Here is a 17,800-nt window from a genome sequence, read left to right as displayed (position 1 = left end):
TCATTTCAATACGAACGTATTTATATGCCTTCTCAGCTTTTGCAATCCTATGCCTGTATTTGAGGATGATTCCCATGTTGCCCCGGAGCCGCTGGCTGATGCTGGCCGTGATCTCGAGCGCGCTGTTCCTGATCGTGATCGATATGACCGTGCTTTACACCGCACTGCCGCGATTGACGCGCGAGCTGAATGCGACGGCCAGCGAGAAACTCTGGATCGTCAACGCCTATCCGCTGGTGGTGGCGGGGCTTTTGCCGGGGCTTGGCACGCTTGGCGACCGCGTCGGCCACCGCCGGATGTTTCTGAGCGGGCTCGTGGTCTTTGGCATCGCCTCGACCATCGCGGCCTTTTCGCCGACGCCGGCCGTGCTGATCGGCGCGCGCGTCCTCCTTGCGGTTGGCGCGGCGATGATGATGCCCGCGACGCTGTCGCTGATCCGGCTGACCTTCACGGACGAGCGCGAGCGAGCGCTGGCGATTGGCATCTGGGCCGCGGTCGCCTCGGGCGGCGCGGCTTTGGGGCCGGTCGTCGGCGGCGTGCTGCTGGAGTTCTTCTGGTGGGGCTCGGTCTTTCTCATCAACGTGCCGGTGGTCCTGGTCGCGATTGCCGCCGCCTGGACCCTGATCCCGCATCGCCCGGGCGAATCCAAGCGGCCCTGGGATCTGATCGCCTCGGTCCAGATCATGGTCGGGCTGGTCGGCGTGGTCTATGCGATCAAGGAAATCGCCAAACGCGAGCCCTCGCTTCAGGCGCTTTTGATCGCGCTGGTGATAGGTCTGGGCGGGCTTGCGCTTTTCGTGCGCCGTCAGGCGCGCAGCGCCCATCCGCTGATTGATTTCTCGCTGTTTGCCAACCGTCGCTTTTCGGCAGGCGTGATGGCGGCGCTGACTGCCTCGGCGGCGCTGATCGGCTTTGAGCTGGTCTTCAGCCAGCGCCTGCAACTGGTGCAAGGCTATTCGCCGCTGGAGGTCGGGCTGTTGTTGCTGCCGATCCCGCTGGCCTCGTTTATCGCGGGTCCGGCGACCGGGCTGGTGCTGCCACGTCTGGGCGCCGAGCGTCTGGTCAGCGGCGGGCTGTTGATGTCGGGGCTGGCGCTGGTCGTCTATCTGCTGAGCGAGGGGATTTCGCCGGTGATCTGGCTCGCGGCGCTTGCGGTGATGGGCTTTGGCGTCGGCGCGTCAATGACGGCGGCCTCAAGCGCGATCATGCTTTCGGCCCCCGCCGATCGCGCGGGCATGGCGGCCTCGGTCGAGGAGGTTTCCTATGAGCTTGGCGGAGCGCTTGGTGTGGCGATTCTCGGCAGTCTGATGTCGGCGCTTTATACGACCGGGCTCAAGATCCCGGCCGCGATCCCGGCCGATCCGACGAGCTTTGACAGTCTCGACGAGGCACTGATCCATGCCGCGCGCCTGCCCGCCGATCAGGCCGCCGAGGTCAGCGCGCTGGCGCGCAGTGCCTTCGAGGGCGCCTTTGTCGGGGTCACGGCGGCGGCCGCCGCGATGCTGATCGCTGTGGCGCTGGTGATTATCTGGCGCCGCCGCGTGCCCGTTGCCGCCTGATTGCGAAAGGCCGCCCTGCGGGGCGGCCTTTCCCTTTGGTTTCAAGGATGTGCCTTGATGATCTCGACAGAGGCGAGGGCGCGGGAGCTGCGTGGCGCGGCGCTTATGCCCCAGCCGCCCCGAGGTTTTTCTCAAAGAAAAGATCAGGATAGGGATCGTCGTTGAAGCGTGGGATCTCGGCCCAGCCAAGGGCGCGATAGAGCGCGACCGCCTCGGGGAGCGCGCTGTTGGTGTCGAGCCTGAGACAGCTGATGCCAAGCGCCGCCGCCCGCGCCTCGAGCCCCGCCATCATCTGCCGTGCAAGCCCGAGCCCGCGCGCCGATGGGGCGACCCAGACGCGCTTGATCTCGGCATAACCCTTGTCGGTGCCCTTGAGCCCGGCGCAACCGATCACCATCCCATCCGAGCGCGCCACCAGAAAAGCGCCGCGCGGCGCGGTCATGGCCCCGGCCTCGGGATCGCAGGAAAGGTTCACGTCAAAACCTTGTTTCAGGCGATGGCCGAGCTCGGTGTAATAGGCGTGAAGCGCCAGCTGCGCCTCGGGCGCGTCAGGCGGGACTTCGTCCAGCGCGATCCGCGTCCGGCCAAGCGCCGAAGCCACGAGATCCATCGCCGCCAAAAGCGCATCGGGCCGGGGATGGGCTGCGAGAATGGTCGTGGCCTGCTGGTCGGACAGCGCCTCATAAATCGCGACTTCGGCGGCACCCGAGTCTGTCAGCCGCGCGCGGCGCTTGCGGCTGTCCCCAGGATCGGCATCGAGCACGATCAGCCCCTCGGTTTCAAGCCCGCGCAAAAGGCGGCTCATCAGCCCGGAATCGAGGCGGAGATAGGCGCGGATTTCACTGATTTCGCGGATCCCCTGCCCGATCGCATTGAGAACGCGCGCGGGCCCAAGCGGACGGCCGCGGCCCAGAAACGAGGCATCGAGCAGGCCGACCTCGGTGGTGACGGCGCGGTGAAAGCGGCGGATGCGGGCGATGTGATCGGCGGGGATCTCAGCTGCGGATTTTGGGGTCATGGCGGGCCTTTGGGAATACATCTGACTTATGTCAGGTATAATTCGCGACAGCAAGAGGGTGCTTGGCGAGGGGGTGTTGGCCCGTGGGGGCGCGCAATTGGCCGCGCCTCGCGGATGGCGGGGCCGGATTTGGGTATTTGGATGATGAAGAAAGCGCCTGGGCCGGTTTTGCGGCGCGGGAGGTTTGTGACAGAGATGCGACGATAAAGCGCTTTACAAGCGTCGCGCGGTCTTAGTAAATCGGTTTACCGACGGGAGGCGGTGTGGATTGGCGAATCTGAAGCAAGTGGCAGAGCGGGCGGGCGTCTCTTCGGCGACGGTCTCGCGTTACCTGAACGGCTCGCTCAGCCTGCCTGAGGCGACGCGTTCGGCGGTGGATGCCGCGATTGCCGATCTGAACTATCGTCCCAATCCTTTCGCGCGCTCGCTGAGCCGGGGGCGCACCGATCTCATCCGCATGGTCGTGCCCGAGATCAAGGCGCCGTTTTTTGCGGCTTTGGTCGCGGCGGTCGAGAATGAGGCGTTTTTGCGCGAGCAGGAGCTTGCCTTGTCGGTCACGCTGAACCGGCCCGGGCGCGAGAGCCGCTATCTCGACAGCGTCTCCGACCGCCATGTCGATGGGCTGATCTTTGTTACCAACCATCCCGATGTCGCGCCTTTGACCGGGCGGATCACGGCGGCGCGCCGGGTCGTGCTGCTGGACGAAGATGTCCCGGGGGCGATTGCGCCGCGGCTCTTTTGCGACAATGACGGCGGCGGCTATCTGGCGGGCGCGCATCTGGCCGCACATGGTCATGCCTGCGTCGCGGTGATTGGCGCGGGCGATGAGATGCATTCCGGGGCCGAGCGCTTTCGCGGCTTTTCGCGCGCCATGACCGAGGCTTTTGGCGCGGATGTCCAGATCACCCGCAAGAGTGGCAGCTATTCGCGCGAGGATGGCGAGCGTCATTGCCGCGAAATATTGGCCGAGGGCCTGCCGGTCACTGCGATCTTTGCCATGTCCGACGAGCTGGTGATCGGCGCTTTGGATGCGCTGATGGCGGCGGGGCTTTCGGTGCCTGCCGATGTCTCGCTCATCGGCTTTGACGATATTTTGCCACTGGATCATTTCGCCACCCCGATCACCGCGATCCGTCAGCCGGTCGAGGCTTTGGGCGTGCGGGCGGTCTCGATCCTGCTGGATACCGATTGGGAGGATCCTGCGGCCCGCAGACGGGTCGAGATCTTGCCCGTGACCTTGGTCGACCGGAGTTCCGTTGCCTCCGTCGCCAGCCTTCAAACCGCAACGGACCCTCAGGAGGAACACAGATGAAACTTGGAATGACCCGGCGCGGCCTTCTGGCCGTCACCGCCGCCGTAGCGGTCTTTGGTGCAACTGCCGCTTCGGCGCAGGAAAAGACCTATGCGCTGATCCAGATCAACCAGCAGGCTTTGTTCTTCAACCAGATCAATGAGGGCGCGCAGAAGGCTGCGGATGCCGCAGGCGTCAAACTGGCGATCTTCAACGCCAACAACGACCCGCAGGCGCAGAACTCGGCCATCGAGACCTTCATTCAGCAAAAGGTTGACGGCATCGCGGTTGTCGCCATCGACGTGAACGGCATCATGCCCGCCGTCCAGCAGGCCGCTGACGCCGGTATCCCGGTCGTCGCCATCGACGCGATCCTGCCCGAAGGTCCGCAAAAGGCTCAGATCGGCGTCGACAACACCAAGACCAGCGAAGATTTCGCGAAATTCGTCCTTGAGCAGCACAAGGATCAGGACGTGAAGATGGGCGAAGTCGTGGCCCTGAACTCGTTCATCCAGAACGTGCGCAAGGATGCGTTCAACGCCGTGCTGAAGACCGATCCGAAGGTCACCGTCGCCAGCGAAGTTGACGGCCAGAACGTGCAGGACGTGGCTTTGGGCGCGGCGGAAAACCTGCTGACCGCGAACCCCGATCTCACTGCGATCTATGCCACGGGCGAGCCCGCCATGGTCGCCTCGGTCGCGGCTGCCGAAAGCCAGGGCCGTCAGGACAGCGTCAAGGTTTACGGCTGGGATCTGACCTCGAATGTCATCGACGGCATCGACGCGGGCTTTGTCGGCGGCGTCGTTCAGCAGGATCCGGCTGGCATGGGCAAAGCCGCCATCGAGGCTCTGGTCAAGGTTGCCGCCGGTGAGAGCGTCGAGCCGGTGATCTCGGTCCCCGCCACCATCGTCACCAAAGAGAACGTGGACCAGTTCCGCGACCTGTTCAAATGAGTGAAGCTTCTCAAAGCTTGGAGCGGGGTGGAGCAATCCACCCCAATTCCGCCACGCCTCTCGTATCGCTGCGCGACATCCGGCTGACCTTCGGCTCGCATCAGGCGTTGCGGGGGGTGGATCTGGATATCATGCCCGGCGAATGTCTGGCCCTTCTGGGCGACAATGCCGCCGGTAAATCGACCCTGTCGAAGGTGATTTCGGGCACCTATATCCCGGACAGCGGCACGATTTCGGTCGCGGGCGAAGTGGTGCGTTTCTCGGGTCCGAATGATGCGCGCTCGCGCAATATCGAGATGGTGTTCCAGGATCTCGCGCTTTGTGATCACATCGACGTGGTGGGCAACCTCTTTCTGGGTCGCGAGCTCCATAAGGGCCCCTTCCTTGACCAGAAGGCGATGTTGACGCGCGCTCAGGAAATGCTCGATGCGCTGGAGATCCGCATTCCGCGTCTGACCGCGCGGGTGGAAAAGCTGTCGGGCGGCCAGCGTCAGGCGATTGCGATCGCGCGCGCGGCCTCGTTCCAGCCCAAGGTCCTGATCATGGACGAGCCGACCTCGGCTTTGGCCGTGGCAGAGGTCGAGGCGGTTCTCTCGCTTATCAACCGCGTCAAAGCCAAGGGCGTCGGCGTCGTGCTGATCACCCACCGTCTGCAGGACGTGTTCCGCGTCTGCGACCGCGCCGCCATCATGTATGAGGGCACCAAGGTCGCCGAGCGCATGATCGCGGATACCAATCTGCAAGAGATCGTCAATCTGATCACCGGGGGGCACTGATGGCCAACTATACCGAACGCGCCAAGCAGAGCCAGTTTGTCGAATGGCTGAACGACAATGCGCAGGTGCTGTCGATCGCGCTGTTCTTTGTCGCCTGCATGGGCTTTTTCTGGGCGCTCACCGATACGTTCATGACGACGGGCAACCTTTTGAACGTCGTGCGTCAGGGCGCGCCGGTGCTGATCGTTGCGGTCGCGATGACCTTTGTCATCATGACGGCCGGGATCGACCTCGCGGTCGGCTCGATCGTCGCGCTGATCAACGCTTTGGCCGCGATCCTGATGGCCAATGGCTTTGACTGGGTCACGACCTCGCTGATGATGGTCGCGGCTGGCGCGATTGTCGGTCTGGCGCAGGGCTGGTTCATCTCTTTCCAAGGCATTGCTGCTTTCATCGTGACGCTGGCGGGCATGTCGATCCTGCGCGGCATCGCGCTTTATATCACCGAGGGCTATTCGATCCCGATCAAGGATCAGCCGGGCTTTTTCTGGCTTGGCCGCGGCACGCTGGCGGGCATTCCGGTTCCCGCGATCCTCGCTGTGCTGATCGCCATCCTTGGCTTTATCATCATGCGCAATACCCGCTATGGCCGTCAGGTCGTGGCCGTGGGCTCGAACCTTGAAGCGGCGCGCCGCGTCGGTATGCCTGCGCGCTGGATCGTCTGCTCGGTCTATATGGCCTCGGGCATTGCCTGCGCGATTGCCGGTCTCCTGATCGCTTCGCGTCTGGGCTCGGGCTCGTCGAACGCCGCGGTCGGTTTCGAGATGCAGGTCATCGCCGCCGTGGTTCTGGGGGGCACCTCGCTCATGGGTGGGCGCGGCTCGATCCTGGGCACCACGCTTGGCGCGCTCACGATCCTGATCATCGGCAACGGGCTGATCTTGATGCATGTCTCGCCGTTCCTCACGCAGATCGTCACCGGCGTCATCATTCTGCTGGCCGTTTGGATGAACACCCGCCTCTTTGGCAGCGGGTTCAAGCTTGGCAAGAAAGGCTAAACCATGTCGGAACCCAAGTCGGAACTGTCGCAGGCGCATGTCAATTCGGGGCTGGTGATGACCGTGAACGGTCCGGTCGCCGCTTCCGAGATCGGCATCACCTTGATGCATGAGCACCTGAACAACGATTGCTCGTGCTGGTGGAACCCGCCGAGCGATCCGGCGCGCGACTATCTGGTCGATGCCCCGATCACGCCCGAGATCTATTCCGAGCTGTTGCAAGACCCCTTCGTCAACCGCGCCAATCTGGGTGTGGATGAACCCGAGGTTGTCGCGAAAGAGCTCGGCTATTTCACCCGTCAGGGCGGGTGCACGGTGATTGATCCGACCTGCCGCGGCATCGGGCGCGACCCCAAGGTCTTGCGCCAGATCGCGAAAGACGCGGGCGTCAATATCGTCATGGGCGCGGGCTATTATCTCGGCACCTCGCTGCCCGATTACTTCCATGATCTGAGCGTCGAGGACATCGCCAATCAGATCGTTCAGGAAGCGACCGTCGGCGTGGACGGGACCGATGCCAAGATCGGCCTGATCGGCGAGATCGGCGTGGGCTCAGACTTCACCGCCGCCGAGGAGAAATCCCTGCGCGGCGCGGCCCAAGCGCAGGCCCGCACTGGCCTGCCGCTGATGGTCCACCTGCCCGCATGGTTCCGCGTGGCCCATAAGGTGCTCGATATTTGCGAGGCCGAGGGCGCGGATCTCAAGCACACGATCCTGTGCCATATGAACCCATCCTGGGCCGATCGCACCTATCAGCATGAGCTCGCCGCGCGCGGGGCCTTCATCGAATATGACATGCTCGGCAACCTCTTCTATTACGCCGATCAGGATGTCGATTGCCCGGCGGATGCCGATAGTGCCCGCGCCATTCAGGGCCTGATCGAGGCGGGCTACAGCCGCCAGATCCTGCTCAGCCACGATGTCTTTTTGAAATGCATGCTGCGCCATTATGGCGGCAACGGCTACGGCTTCGTGAATGCCCACTTCCTGCCGCGCCTGAAGCGGCTGGGTCTCGACCCCGCACTGGTCGACAGCCTCATGGTGGTGAACCCGCGCCGCGTCTTTGACGCGCGTTTCGCCGCCCAAGAAAACTGAAAGGAATACTCTCATGACCAAAAAAGTGTTGCTCGTCGGCGAAAGCTGGCTGTCGTCTTCGACCCATTACAAGGGCTTTGACCAATTCGGCTCGGTCACCTTCCACACCGGCTGCCAGCCGCTTCTGGATGCGATGAAGGGCACGGATTACGAAGTCACCCATATGCCCGCGCATGAAGCGCAAGACGGTTTCCCCTTCGACATCGAGGGCATCCGCGCTTGGGACATCATCATCATCTCGGACATCGGGTCGTCGACCTTCCTGCTGCCGCAGAAAGTCTGGATCCACAGCCAGACCGCGCCGAACCGCCTGCGTTTGCTCAAGCAATGGGTCGAAGAGGGCGGCAAGCTGATCATGGCGGGCGGTTACTTCTCGTTCCAGGGGATCGACGGCAAGGCACGCTGGCGCAACACGCCGGTCGAGGAAGTTCTGCCGGTCAAATGTCATCCGTGGGATGACCGCATCGAGATCCCAGAAGGCGCGATTGCTGATCTGGTCGCCCCGGCGCACCCGATCCTCAAGGACATGCCCGCCGCATGGCCGCCGGTTCTGGGCGTCAACGAGGTTGTGCTGAAAGACGGCGCCGAGCTGATCGCGCGTCTGCCCGAAGATCAGGGCGGCCATCCGCTGCTGGTGGCGGGCAAATTCGGCAAGGGCCGCTCGGTCGTCTGGACCTCGGACATGTCGCCGCATTGGCTCTCGCCCGCCTTCTGCGCTTGGGAAGGCTACCGTCAGCTCTGGCTGAACATGTTCGCTTGGCTCGAAGCCAGCGAGTGAATGACGGGGGTGCGCCAGTGGCGCACCCTCCCCTTACGCCGTGAAAGCGGCTTGGAATTCAGCCACGGTCGGAAAGGCGCTTTGCGTGCCCAGTCGCGAGACACATAGCCCCGCCGCCCAAGCGGCAAGGTCGAGATCCTCGGCCTCGGGCAGGATCGCGCCGCGCCGGATCATCGCCGCGACCAGCGCCGCAAGGAAGCAATCCCCTGCGCCAGTCGGATCAAGCGCCTCGACCGCGACACCCGCAACCTTCAAGACCAGCGCACCCTCCTGCCAGACCTCGGCCCCGCGCGGCCCCAAGGTCCGCACCAGAACCTTGCCCACCGACAGATGCGCCGCGCCGCCAAAGGTCTCGGCCTCGCCCTCATTCACGACCAGCAGATCGCAAGCGGCCAGCATCTCGGCGGTGCAGCCCTCGACTGGCGACGGGTTCAACACCCGCCAAATCCCGCGCGCCTTCGCGGCCTCAAGGACCGCAAGCGAGGTTTCCGCGCGCAGATTGCCCTGCAAGACCAAGGCATCGCCCGGCCCATATTCGGCCAGCACCGCAACCGCCTCTTCGCCGGTGATCGAGCGCGCGCAATCCTGCGTCGTGACGATGGTGTTCTCGCGGTTTTTGTCCCGCAAAATCACCGAGAAATCCGTGGGCAGATCGCGCGAGATCAACCGCGCCTCGAGCACCTCGCCCTCGATCCCCGCGCGCAGCCTCGCGCCGCGCAGATCGCCGCCAATCGCTGCGACAAACCGCACCGGAGCCACGCCTGCCAGCGCCCGCGCCATGGCAATCGCCTGGTTCGCGCCCTTGCCGCCGACGCCTTCCGAGAGCGCGGATCCGGCAATCGAGGCACCGGGTTCGGGAAACGCCTCGACCGCCAAGGTTTCATCCAACGCGATGTTTCCAATTACGACGACTTGAGCCATGAACATCATTCCTAAACTTCCAGAAGGGCAGCCCATGCAACTGATTTCCGACCGTCCCGCAAATGCGATATTCGACATCTTCGGGCGCGACAAGGCGCTGATCGGGATGATCCATTGCCCGGCCTTCCCCGGCGCGCCGCGCTATCGCGACCAGCCGGTGACCGAGATCTATGACGCCTGCCTGCGCGACGCCGAGGCGCTGATCTCGAACGGGATGCACGGGCTGATGATTGAAAACCACGGCGACATCCCCTTCCTCAAACCCGATGACATCACCTGCGAAACCGCCGCTTTCATGGCCGTGGTCACCGACCGCATCCGTCAGGAATTCGGCGTGCCGCTTGGCATCAGCGTTCTGGCCAACGCGCCGATCCCGGCGATTTCGATCGCGGCGGCGGGCGGCGCAAGCTTCATCCGCGTCAATGAATGGGCCAATGCCTATGTCGCGAATGAAGGCTTCATGGAAGGCCGCGCCGGCGAGGCGCTTCGCTTCCGCGCCCGTCTGCGTCAGGACCAGATCAAGGTCTTCGCCGACAGCCATGTCAAACACGGCGCCCATGCCATCGTCGCCGACCGCACCATCGAGGAACTGACCCGCGATCTCGCGTTCTTCGACGCCGATGCGGTGATTGCGACCGGCCAGCGCACCGGCGATGCCGCGAACCCCGATGAGATCCGGACCATCCGCGACGCCACCCATCTGGCGCTGCTGGTCGGTTCTGGCGTGAGCGAGGACAATGTCGAGCTGATCCTGTCGCTGACCAATGGCGTCATCGTCGCCTCGTCCCTCAAAGAGGGCGGCGTGTGGTGGAACCCGGTCGATCCGGCCCGCGTGAAAAGCTTCGTCAACGTGGCCTCGCGCGCCTTGGAGGCCTAAGCCATGACGCGCGTCCAAAGCGAACTCGACTGGCTCGCCGCCGAGCACGCCCGCTTTTGCGAGATCCGCCGCGCCTTCCATCGCCACCCCGAAATCGCTTTCGAGGAGGAATGGACGTCGCAGGAACTCGCCAAGCGGCTGGAGGCCTTGGGCTGCCAGATCTCGCGCAGGATCGGCGGGACGGGCTTTGTCGCGACGCTTGGCGGCGGCAATGGCCCCGCCGTCGCGCTTCGCACCGATATGGACGCGCTGCCCCTGACCGAGGCGACGGGCCTGCCCTTCGCCTCGGAAATCCCCGGCCGGATGCATGCCTGCGGCCATGACGGCCATATGACTTTGCTGCTCGCGGTGGCCGAGCTGCTCGCGCGCCGCGCCACGGGCGGCGAGCCCCTGCCCGGTCCTGTCCATTTCATCTGCCAACCCGCCGAAGAGGTCGGGCGCGGCGCGGATGCAATGATCGCGGACGGGCTTTTCGACGAGATCGCGCCCGCGCTGACCTTCGGTTTCCACAATTGGCCCGAACTGCCGCTCGGCACGGTCGCGGCGCGCGAAGGTGCGATCATGGCGGCCTATCACCAGATTGGCTTCACGCTTGACGGCAAGGGCGGCCATGCGGCTTTGCCCGCGCTCTCGGACGATCTTTACGGCGCGATGGCCGCGCTGATCACCCGGATGAACGCCCGGTTGCGCCATGAGCTGACCGGCGCACCGACCGCTTTCGCCTTCACCCAGAACATGGGCGGGACGGCTGCGAATATCATCCCGAGCCATCTCGAGGTCTCGGCCTCCTTCCGCTTTGTCGATCCCGCGCATGGCATTGCAGCGGCCGGGATCGCGGCTGAGGTCGCGGCCGAGATTTCGGCGGCCTTCGGGCTCAGCGTCGCCCCGGTCATCCGCCGGATTTTCGACCCGACCAGCAATGCCAGCGCGGCGGTCGATCTGGTAGCGGAAGTGACGGCAGCGGCCGCACGCGGGCTCGACTGGCAAGAGGCCCCGGCGCCCTCGATGGTGTCCGAGGATTTCGGCGCGATGATCGCCGAGCGCCCGGGCTGCTATTTCTGGCTCGGCGCGGGGATGGAGGCGGGCGCGCTCCACAACAACCGCTTCAACTTCAACGAGGCGCTGCTTTTGAACGCGCCGCAACTCGTGGCGGATGTCCTGCGCGCGGCTTCGGCGGAGGCCGCAACAGCCTGAAGCTGGGGGGCCCAAAGCCCCCCTTTCACGCGCGCTGGGTCAGCGCCAGGCGGCAGGCGAGCCCCGCGAAAACCGTCGCCATCAGATATTGCGGCAGGCGCGGGAAGCGGCGCGGGCGCGACAGGCGCGCGCGGATCCGGCTTCCGAGCACGATCACCGAGCTGTTGATCGCCAATGTGATCACATTGAGAACCAGCGCCAGCACCATCATCTGGACCAGCACCGAGCCCTCGCCCGGATGGACGAATTGCGGGAAGAGCGCGAGGATGAAGAGCGCGACTTTCGGGTTCAGCAGATTGGTCAGAAGCCCCTGCATGAAAATCTTCACCGGCGCGATGGCGGGGGTGGTCACGACCTCGCCATCGGGAGTTTTGGTGCGGATCGCCTTCCACGCCAGATAAAGCAGATAGGCGCAGCCCGCCCAACGCACGATTTCAAAGGCAATCGGCACGGTCAGAAAGAGCTTCGAGAGCCCCAAAGCCGCGAGCACGGTATGCACGACATAGCCCGCCGAGATGCCAAGGCAGGTCAAAAGCCCCGCGAGACGCCCCTGCGTCAGACTGCGCGAGGCAATCAGGAAGACATCCGGCCCCGGCGTCACCGCCAGAATGAACGCCGCCCCTGCGAAAATCGTCAAAGTGGTGAAATCCGGCATCGAGCTCTCCCCCAACCTGCGCCGCCTGCGCCACTCTAGCAGCGCCGCGCGACCGGGCAAGATCGCGCAGCGCGCGAGCGCGGGCCAGAATCATGCACTCTCGCGGGGCAAAGGGGCGCGTAGGGAAAATGATTCCTCTCGCGAGAGGGTTTTCAGGGGAAGGAATTTTCCCAAGCCGTGCCCAAGTTTGGAAGCAAACCGCCCGAAAGAGCATCTATAAAGACGATCAATTGAATCGTCTTAATTTCGGTGGCGCCGTGTCCCGCTCCTCTCGTCCTGCTGTCGCGCGACAGCATCCCCGCTTGGGCCGGTCTGGCCGCGCAAGACATGCGGGCCCCGTTGATGACGCTTTGCCCTCTCTCTGACCGGAATTGCTAGATGACGACCCCGAACGGCGCGAAAAAGCCCTTTGTCCTCAATGCATTCACCATGAATGCCGTGTCCCATGTCGCCTATGGCCTCTGGCGGCATCCCGAGGATCAGCATTACCGCCACACCGATCTCGACTATTGGCAAGAGCTCGGGCGGCTGCTCGACGGCTCGGGCTTTGACAATCTGTTCATCGCCGATGCTCTGGGGCTTTTGGACACCTATGGCGGCAATGCCGGGGCGTCTTTGGCGGCGGGCGTGCAATCGCCGCTGACCGATCCCTTGCTCATCGCCTCGGGGATCGCGGCGGTGACCGAAAGCCTTGGCATCACCATCACGGTGTCCACGACCTACGAGCATCCCTGGCTCTTGTCGCGCAAATTCACCACGCTTGACCATGCGACCGAGGGGCGGATTGGCTGGAACCTCGTGACCTCGCAGCTTGAAAGTGCGGCGCGCAATCTGGGCTATGACACGCAGGTCGATCACGATCTGCGCTATGACCGCGCCGATGAATTCCTCGAGGTCGCCTATAAACTGTGGCTGTCCTCGTGGGAGGACGGCGCGGTTTTGCGCGACAAGGGCAGCGCGGCCCATCCCGAAGGCATGTTCACCGATCCCGCCAAGGTCCATCCGATCGACCATGAGGGGCGCTTCTTCACCGTCCCCGGCCCCTATATCGCCGAGCCGAGCCCCCAGCGCGTGCCGGTTCTGATGCAGGCCGGAGGCTCGGCGCGCGGCGTGGAATTCGCCGCCCGCCATGCCGAGGTGATCTTTGTCGTCGGCGCCGATGATGCCGCGATCCGGCGCAATATCGCCAAGGTCAAGGCCTTGGCCGAGGCCGAGGGGCGCGGCCCCGATGCGATCAGCTTCATCACCTCGGTCGCGATCGTGACCGGGGAAACCGACGCCGAGGCCGAGGCCAAGCTTGCCGAGTATCAGCGCCATTTCGACTTCGACGGCGCGGTCGTCCATTACGCTGCCTCGACCAATATCGACTTCTCCGATTACGGCCCCGAAACCCCGATCCGCTATCTCGACACCGCTTCGGGGCGCGGGCTTCTGGGGATGTTCGCCAAGGAGGAAACCGGGCGCGACTGGACCTTGCGCGACGCTTTGGCGCCTGCGGGCGGGCTGGGGCGCTCGCGGCTTTTCGTCGGCTCGGGCGCGAAAGTCGCGGCGGAGCTTGACCGTTGGGCCAATGAGACCGGGCTTGACGGGTTCAACATCCTCCATGTCGTCAGCCCCGGCTCTTATGCCGATGTCATCACCCATGTCGTGCCGGAATTGCGCAAACTGGGCCGCATCCGCGCGCCCCGCGACCCCGGCACCAGCCTGCGCGCGCGGCTTTTCGGGCAAGAGAGCGCCCGGCCCCGCGCCGATCACCCCGCCCATCGGCTGGCCGCGATCCCGGCGCAGGCGAAACCCGCGAAAGAATTCCAGAAGGACGATGCGCAATGAAAGACCTGAACCCCAGCCAAGGCGGGATCGAGGATTGGCTCGAGGCCGCGACCCGCGTCGGCGCGGCCTTGGTCAAGACGGCGGTGGCGCGCGACCGTGAGGGCCGCGATCCGGTCGAGGAAATCGCGCTTTTGCGCGCCTCGGGCCTGCTGACCATCGCGATCCCCTCGGCGCAGGGCGGCGGTGGCGCGACCGCGTCGGAAATCCTGCGCGTCATCCGCAAACTGGCCGAGGCCGATACCTCGCTGGCGCAGCTCATGTCCTATCACCTCTTCGGCACGCGCATTGGCCTCGGCGGCACGAATGAGGATCTGCGCGCTCGCCGGCTCGAGGGATTTCTGAAGCAGGGCTGGTTCCATGCGGGCATTGCGCAGGCCGCCTATCCGCCGCTTCTCGAGGCGAAAAACGACGGCGCGGGCTATGTCATCAATGGCGCGAAGCCCTTTACCTCGGGCGCGGCGGTGGCCGATACCCTGCAAGTCTGGGTGCGCTTTGCCGAAGGCGCGACGGTGGACGGCGCGGATGTCTCGTGCCAGATCGGCCAGTTCATCGTCGCCAATCCGACCGAGGGCCTTCGCTTTGGCGGCGATTGGGACGCGATCGGTCAGCGCCAGACGGTGAGCGGCGGCGCGACGCTTGAAAATGTCCGCGTCTCCCGCGCCGATCTGGTCAATGCCGCGCCCGAGGGCACCGCCCATCCGCCCCATGTCACCGTCCATGTCCCGGTGATCCAGCTGTCCTTTGCCGAGCTTTACATCGGCACCGCCAAGGGCGCCCTGCGCGCCGCGCGCGATTATATCGCGACGCAGGGCCGCGCTTGGGTCTCCTCGGGCTATGCGAAAGCCGGGGATGACCCGCTGATCGTCGAGCGTTTTGGCCGCCTTTCGGCCCAGCTTGCCGCCGCCGAAGCCTTGGCCGATGCCGCAGGCCAGCGCGCCGATGCGGCCTTGGCCCAGGGTCCGGCGCTGACCGAGGGCGGACGCGGCGCGCTTGCCGTCATCGCCTATCAGGCGAAGATTGCCGCCCATGAGGCAGGCCTCGAAGTCACCTCGCGGATCTTTGAGCTGATGGGCGCGCGCGCCGCCGCCCGCAGCTATGGCTTCGACCGCTTCTGGCGCAATATCCGCACCCATACGCTGCATGACCCGATCCATTACAAGACCCACGAGGTCGGCGATTGGGCCCTGAATGGCCGCTTCCCCGCGCCCGATTATTACCGCTGAGGCGCCAAGATGAGCGATCACATCACCACAACTTCTGCCAAGAAACCACTGATCCTGAACGGATTTGCCATGACAGTGCCCGGCCATGTCTCGGCCGGGGTCTGGCGTCATCCGAGCGATCAGTCGCAAAATTACACCAAGCTCTCCTATTGGACCGGGCTGGCCGAGCTGCTCGACAAGGGCGGCTTTGACAACCTATTCATCGCCGATGCTCTGGGCCCGCTCGATGTCTATGGCGGCTCGCCCGACGCGGCTTTGCGCAGCGCCGCGCAGCAGCCGCTGAATGACCCGCTTGTGCTGGTCGCGGCAATGGCGGGGGTCACGAAACGGCTGGGATTTGGCGTGACGGTTTCGACAAGTTACGAGCAACCCTATCTTTTAGCTAGAAAATTCTCGACGCTCGATCACCTGACCAAGGGCCGGGTCGCGTGGAATGTCGTGACCTCGATTCTTGAATCGGCGGCGCGCAATCTCGGCCATGACGCGCAGATGGAGCATGATGAGCGCTACGAGCGCGCGCAGGAATTCGTCGATGTCTGCTTCAAGCTTTGGGAGGGCTCGTGGGAGGAGGATGCGCTGGTGCGCGACCGCGCCTCGGGGCTTTATTCGCGCCCCGAAAAGGTCCATCCGATCCACCATCACGGGAGCTATTTCTCGGTTCCCGACGCCCATCTGAGCGCGCCCTCGCCCCAGCGCACGCCGCTGATCTTTCAGGCGGGCACCTCGCCGCGCGGGCGCGAATTCGCCGCGCAAAATGCCGAGGTGGTCTTTCTGGGCGGCACCAATCCCGCGCAGATGCGCGCCTCGGTCGAGGCGATCCGGGCGCGTGCGGTCGAGCTTGGCCGCGATCCGCAAAGTCTGAAATTCATCACCGCGATCCTTGCCATCCCCGCCGCGACCGAGGCCGAGGCCCGCGCCAAAGAGGCCGATTATCTCGCCCATACCAGCATCGAGGCGGCGCTGGCGCTTTTCTCGGCCTGGACCGGGGTCGATTGGGCGCAATATGACCTCGACCAGCCGCTCGAATATATTGAAACCAATGCGGGCCGCTCGGCTTTGCGCGGGCTGACGGCCAAGGATGCCGGGCGGCGCTGGACGGTGCGCGACATCGCCGAATATATCGGCCTTGGCGGCATCCATCCGAAGTTCGTCGGCACTGGCGCGCAGATCGCTGACCAGATGGAGGCTCTGGCCGAGGAGGCCGGGGTTGATGGCTTCAACATCGCCTATGCGGTCAGCCCGGGCTCGTTTGAGGATTTCATCACTTATGTCGTGCCGGAACTGCGCGCGCGCGGCCGTCTGACGCCCGAAGGTGCGGGCCAGACGCTGCGCGGGCGGCTTCTGGGCCATGACCGGCTCGGCCCCGATCATCCCGGTGCGGGGTTCCGCGCGCTTTGGGATGGGCCCTCCGTGCTCGATCAGGATTACCGAGCGGCCTCGGCACCGGAAAGGCTGAAAGCATGAGCAATCAGGGCAATACGAACAAAACCTCGACGGGCCGCATCCATCTGCACTGGTATCTGCCGACCAATGGCGACAGCCGGGGGCTGACCGGCTCGGGCAATGACAGCCATCTGGTCGGGGCCTCGGGCGGGTTTCGCGCGCCCACCCGCGCCTATCTGGCAGAGGTCGCCCGCGCCGCCGAGGCGCAGGGCTTTCACGCCGTGCTGACCCCGACCGGGACCTGGTGCGAGGATGCCTGGATCGCGACGGCGGCGCTGTCGGCTGACACCGAACGCCTCAAGTTTCTGGTGGCCTTTCGCCCGGGCCTGATCTCGCCGACGCTGGTCGCCCATCAGGCGGCGAGCTTTCAGCGCATGACCGGCGGGCGGCTTTTGCTCAATGTGGTGACCGGCGGCGACCGCTATGAGCAGGCGCGCTTTGGCGATCACCTCGACCATGACGCGCGCTATGCGCGGACCGAGGAGTTTCTCGCCGTGGTCCGGGGCGTCAGCGCGGCGCCTGCCGATCAGCCCTTTTCCTATCAGGGCGCGCATTTCGACATTCGCGAGGCCCGCATCGACCCCGCGCCCTACGCCCTGCCCGAGATCTTCTTCGGCGGCGCGAGCCCTGCCGCCGAGGCGGTCGCGGCGGCTCAGGCCGATGTCGCGCTCAGCTGGGGTCAGCCGCCCGAAATCGAGGCCGCGCGCATCGCCCGTCTGCGCGCCGCAGCAAGCGCGAAAGGCCGCAAGCTGAATTTCGGCATCCGCCTGCATGTCATCTCGCGCGATACCGAGGCCGAGGCTTGGGCGGTGGCCGATAAGCTCTTGTCGTGGCTCGACCCCGAGGCGGTGAAAAGCGCGCGCAGCCTGCTTGCGAAATCGGAATCGGTCGCGCAGGCGCAGATGTCGGCGCTGCATCAAAGCCATGAGGGCGTGCCGCGTTCGGCGCGCGAGCTCGAGATTTACCCCGGCCTCTGGTCCGGTTTCGGCCTTGTGCGGGGCGGCGCGGGGACCGCGATCGTCGGCAGCCATGCGCAGGTCGCGGATCTGATCGAGACCTATCACCGGACCGGCTTTGACCATTTCATCCTCTCGGGCCAGCCCCATCTCGAAGAGGCCTGGCATTTCGGCGAGGGCGCGGCGGCGGTCTTGCGCGCGCGCGGGCTGCTCGCCCCGGTAACGCTGTGAGA

General features: G+C 64.9%; 16 protein-coding genes. 13 read left to right on the top strand and 3 right to left on the bottom strand.

The genetic code is table 11. The features are described 5' to 3' along the window. Positions 1–74 precede the first annotated feature (74 nt). The gene (locus JCM7686_RS18735) at positions 75–1,559 is read left to right on the top strand and encodes an MFS transporter (protein ID WP_020952291.1); all 1,485 of its coding nucleotides are present in this window, start codon (positions 75–77) and stop codon (positions 1,557–1,559) included. A gap of 103 nt (positions 1,560–1,662) precedes the next feature. On the opposite strand, the gene JCM7686_RS18730 is transcribed toward JCM7686_RS18735, so the two are convergent. Further along, positions 1,663–2,577 (bottom strand): bifunctional helix-turn-helix transcriptional regulator/GNAT family N-acetyltransferase, encoded by a 915-nt coding sequence (locus JCM7686_RS18730; protein ID WP_041528144.1) that lies wholly within the window; start codon positions 2,575–2,577, stop codon positions 1,663–1,665. Positions 2,578–2,845: 268 nt separating this feature from the next. Between JCM7686_RS18730 and JCM7686_RS18725 the strand changes: the two genes are divergently transcribed. The 6 genes from JCM7686_RS18725 to JCM7686_RS18700 are packed head-to-tail and all read left to right on the top strand — an operon-like array spanning position 2,846 to position 8,468. Then, positions 2,846–3,889, top strand: a complete 1,044-nt coding sequence (locus tag JCM7686_RS18725) for a LacI family DNA-binding transcriptional regulator (RefSeq protein ID WP_020952289.1) — start codon at positions 2,846–2,848, stop codon at positions 3,887–3,889. Beyond that, on the top strand, positions 3,886–4,821 hold the full coding sequence (locus JCM7686_RS18720; protein ID WP_020952288.1) for a substrate-binding domain-containing protein: 936 nt from the start codon (positions 3,886–3,888) through the stop codon (positions 4,819–4,821). Before JCM7686_RS18725 ends, JCM7686_RS18720 begins: the two co-directional genes overlap by 4 nt. Beyond that, positions 4,818–5,597, top strand: coding sequence for an ATP-binding cassette domain-containing protein (locus tag JCM7686_RS18715; RefSeq protein ID WP_020952287.1), 780 nt, complete (start codon positions 4,818–4,820; stop codon positions 5,595–5,597). The genes JCM7686_RS18720 and JCM7686_RS18715 overlap by 4 nt, the downstream gene beginning before the upstream one ends. Next, entirely contained in the window at positions 5,597–6,595 is a 999-nt protein-coding gene (locus tag JCM7686_RS18710; RefSeq protein WP_020952286.1) for an ABC transporter permease, read from the top strand. The genes JCM7686_RS18715 and JCM7686_RS18710 overlap by 1 nt, the downstream gene beginning before the upstream one ends. A gap of 3 nt (positions 6,596–6,598) precedes the next feature. Further along, on the top strand, positions 6,599–7,690 hold the full coding sequence (locus JCM7686_RS18705) for a phosphotriesterase family protein (protein ID WP_020952285.1): 1,092 nt from the start codon (positions 6,599–6,601) through the stop codon (positions 7,688–7,690). 13 nt (positions 7,691–7,703) lie between these two features. Further along, on the top strand, positions 7,704–8,468 hold the full coding sequence (locus tag JCM7686_RS18700) for a glutamine amidotransferase (RefSeq protein ID WP_020952284.1): 765 nt from the start codon (positions 7,704–7,706) through the stop codon (positions 8,466–8,468). Positions 8,469–8,501: 33 nt separating this feature from the next. On the opposite strand, the gene JCM7686_RS18695 is transcribed toward JCM7686_RS18700, so the two are convergent. Next, positions 8,502–9,389, bottom strand: coding sequence for a PfkB family carbohydrate kinase (locus JCM7686_RS18695; protein ID WP_020952283.1), 888 nt, complete (start codon positions 9,387–9,389; stop codon positions 8,502–8,504). Positions 9,390–9,423: 34 nt separating this feature from the next. On the opposite strand from JCM7686_RS18695, the gene JCM7686_RS18690 reads away from it, so the two are divergent. After that, on the top strand, positions 9,424–10,266 hold the full coding sequence (locus JCM7686_RS18690) for a BtpA/SgcQ family protein (RefSeq protein WP_020952282.1): 843 nt from the start codon (positions 9,424–9,426) through the stop codon (positions 10,264–10,266). A 3-nt stretch (positions 10,267–10,269) separates the two neighbouring features. Beyond that, positions 10,270–11,460: a M20 metallopeptidase family protein gene (locus JCM7686_RS18685; protein WP_020952281.1), complete on the top strand. Its 1,191-nt coding sequence runs from the start codon at positions 10,270–10,272 to the stop codon at positions 11,458–11,460. Positions 11,461–11,485: 25 nt separating this feature from the next. On the opposite strand, the gene JCM7686_RS18680 is transcribed toward JCM7686_RS18685, so the two are convergent. Continuing rightward, positions 11,486–12,115, bottom strand: coding sequence for a LysE family translocator (locus JCM7686_RS18680; RefSeq protein WP_020952280.1), 630 nt, complete (start codon positions 12,113–12,115; stop codon positions 11,486–11,488). Positions 12,116–12,493: 378 nt separating this feature from the next. Between JCM7686_RS18680 and JCM7686_RS18675 the strand changes: the two genes are divergently transcribed. From JCM7686_RS18675 to JCM7686_RS18660, 4 genes are read left to right on the top strand one after another with little or no spacing between them, the layout of a single operon-like run. Next, complete coding sequence (locus tag JCM7686_RS18675; protein WP_020952279.1) at positions 12,494–13,945, top strand: NtaA/DmoA family FMN-dependent monooxygenase; 1,452 nt, start codon at positions 12,494–12,496, stop codon at positions 13,943–13,945. Then, positions 13,942–15,168 carry an acyl-CoA dehydrogenase family protein gene (locus JCM7686_RS18670; RefSeq protein ID WP_020952278.1) on the top strand — a complete coding sequence of 409 codons (1,227 nt, stop codon included), beginning with the start codon at positions 13,942–13,944 and terminating at the stop codon, positions 15,166–15,168. The genes JCM7686_RS18675 and JCM7686_RS18670 overlap by 4 nt, the downstream gene beginning before the upstream one ends. A 9-nt stretch (positions 15,169–15,177) precedes the next feature. Then, positions 15,178–16,632: an LLM class flavin-dependent oxidoreductase gene (locus tag JCM7686_RS18665; protein WP_020952277.1), complete on the top strand. Its 1,455-nt coding sequence runs from the start codon at positions 15,178–15,180 to the stop codon at positions 16,630–16,632. Next, positions 16,629–17,798: an LLM class flavin-dependent oxidoreductase gene (locus JCM7686_RS18660; RefSeq protein ID WP_020952276.1), complete on the top strand. Its 1,170-nt coding sequence runs from the start codon at positions 16,629–16,631 to the stop codon at positions 17,796–17,798. The genes JCM7686_RS18665 and JCM7686_RS18660 overlap by 4 nt, the downstream gene beginning before the upstream one ends. Positions 17,799–17,800 lie beyond the last annotated feature (2 nt).

This window comes from Paracoccus aminophilus JCM 7686 (assembly GCF_000444995.1).
GTDB classification, from domain to species: domain Bacteria; phylum Pseudomonadota; class Alphaproteobacteria; order Rhodobacterales; family Rhodobacteraceae; genus Paracoccus; species Paracoccus aminophilus.
This window is presented reverse-complemented; position numbering and strand designations above follow the sequence as displayed.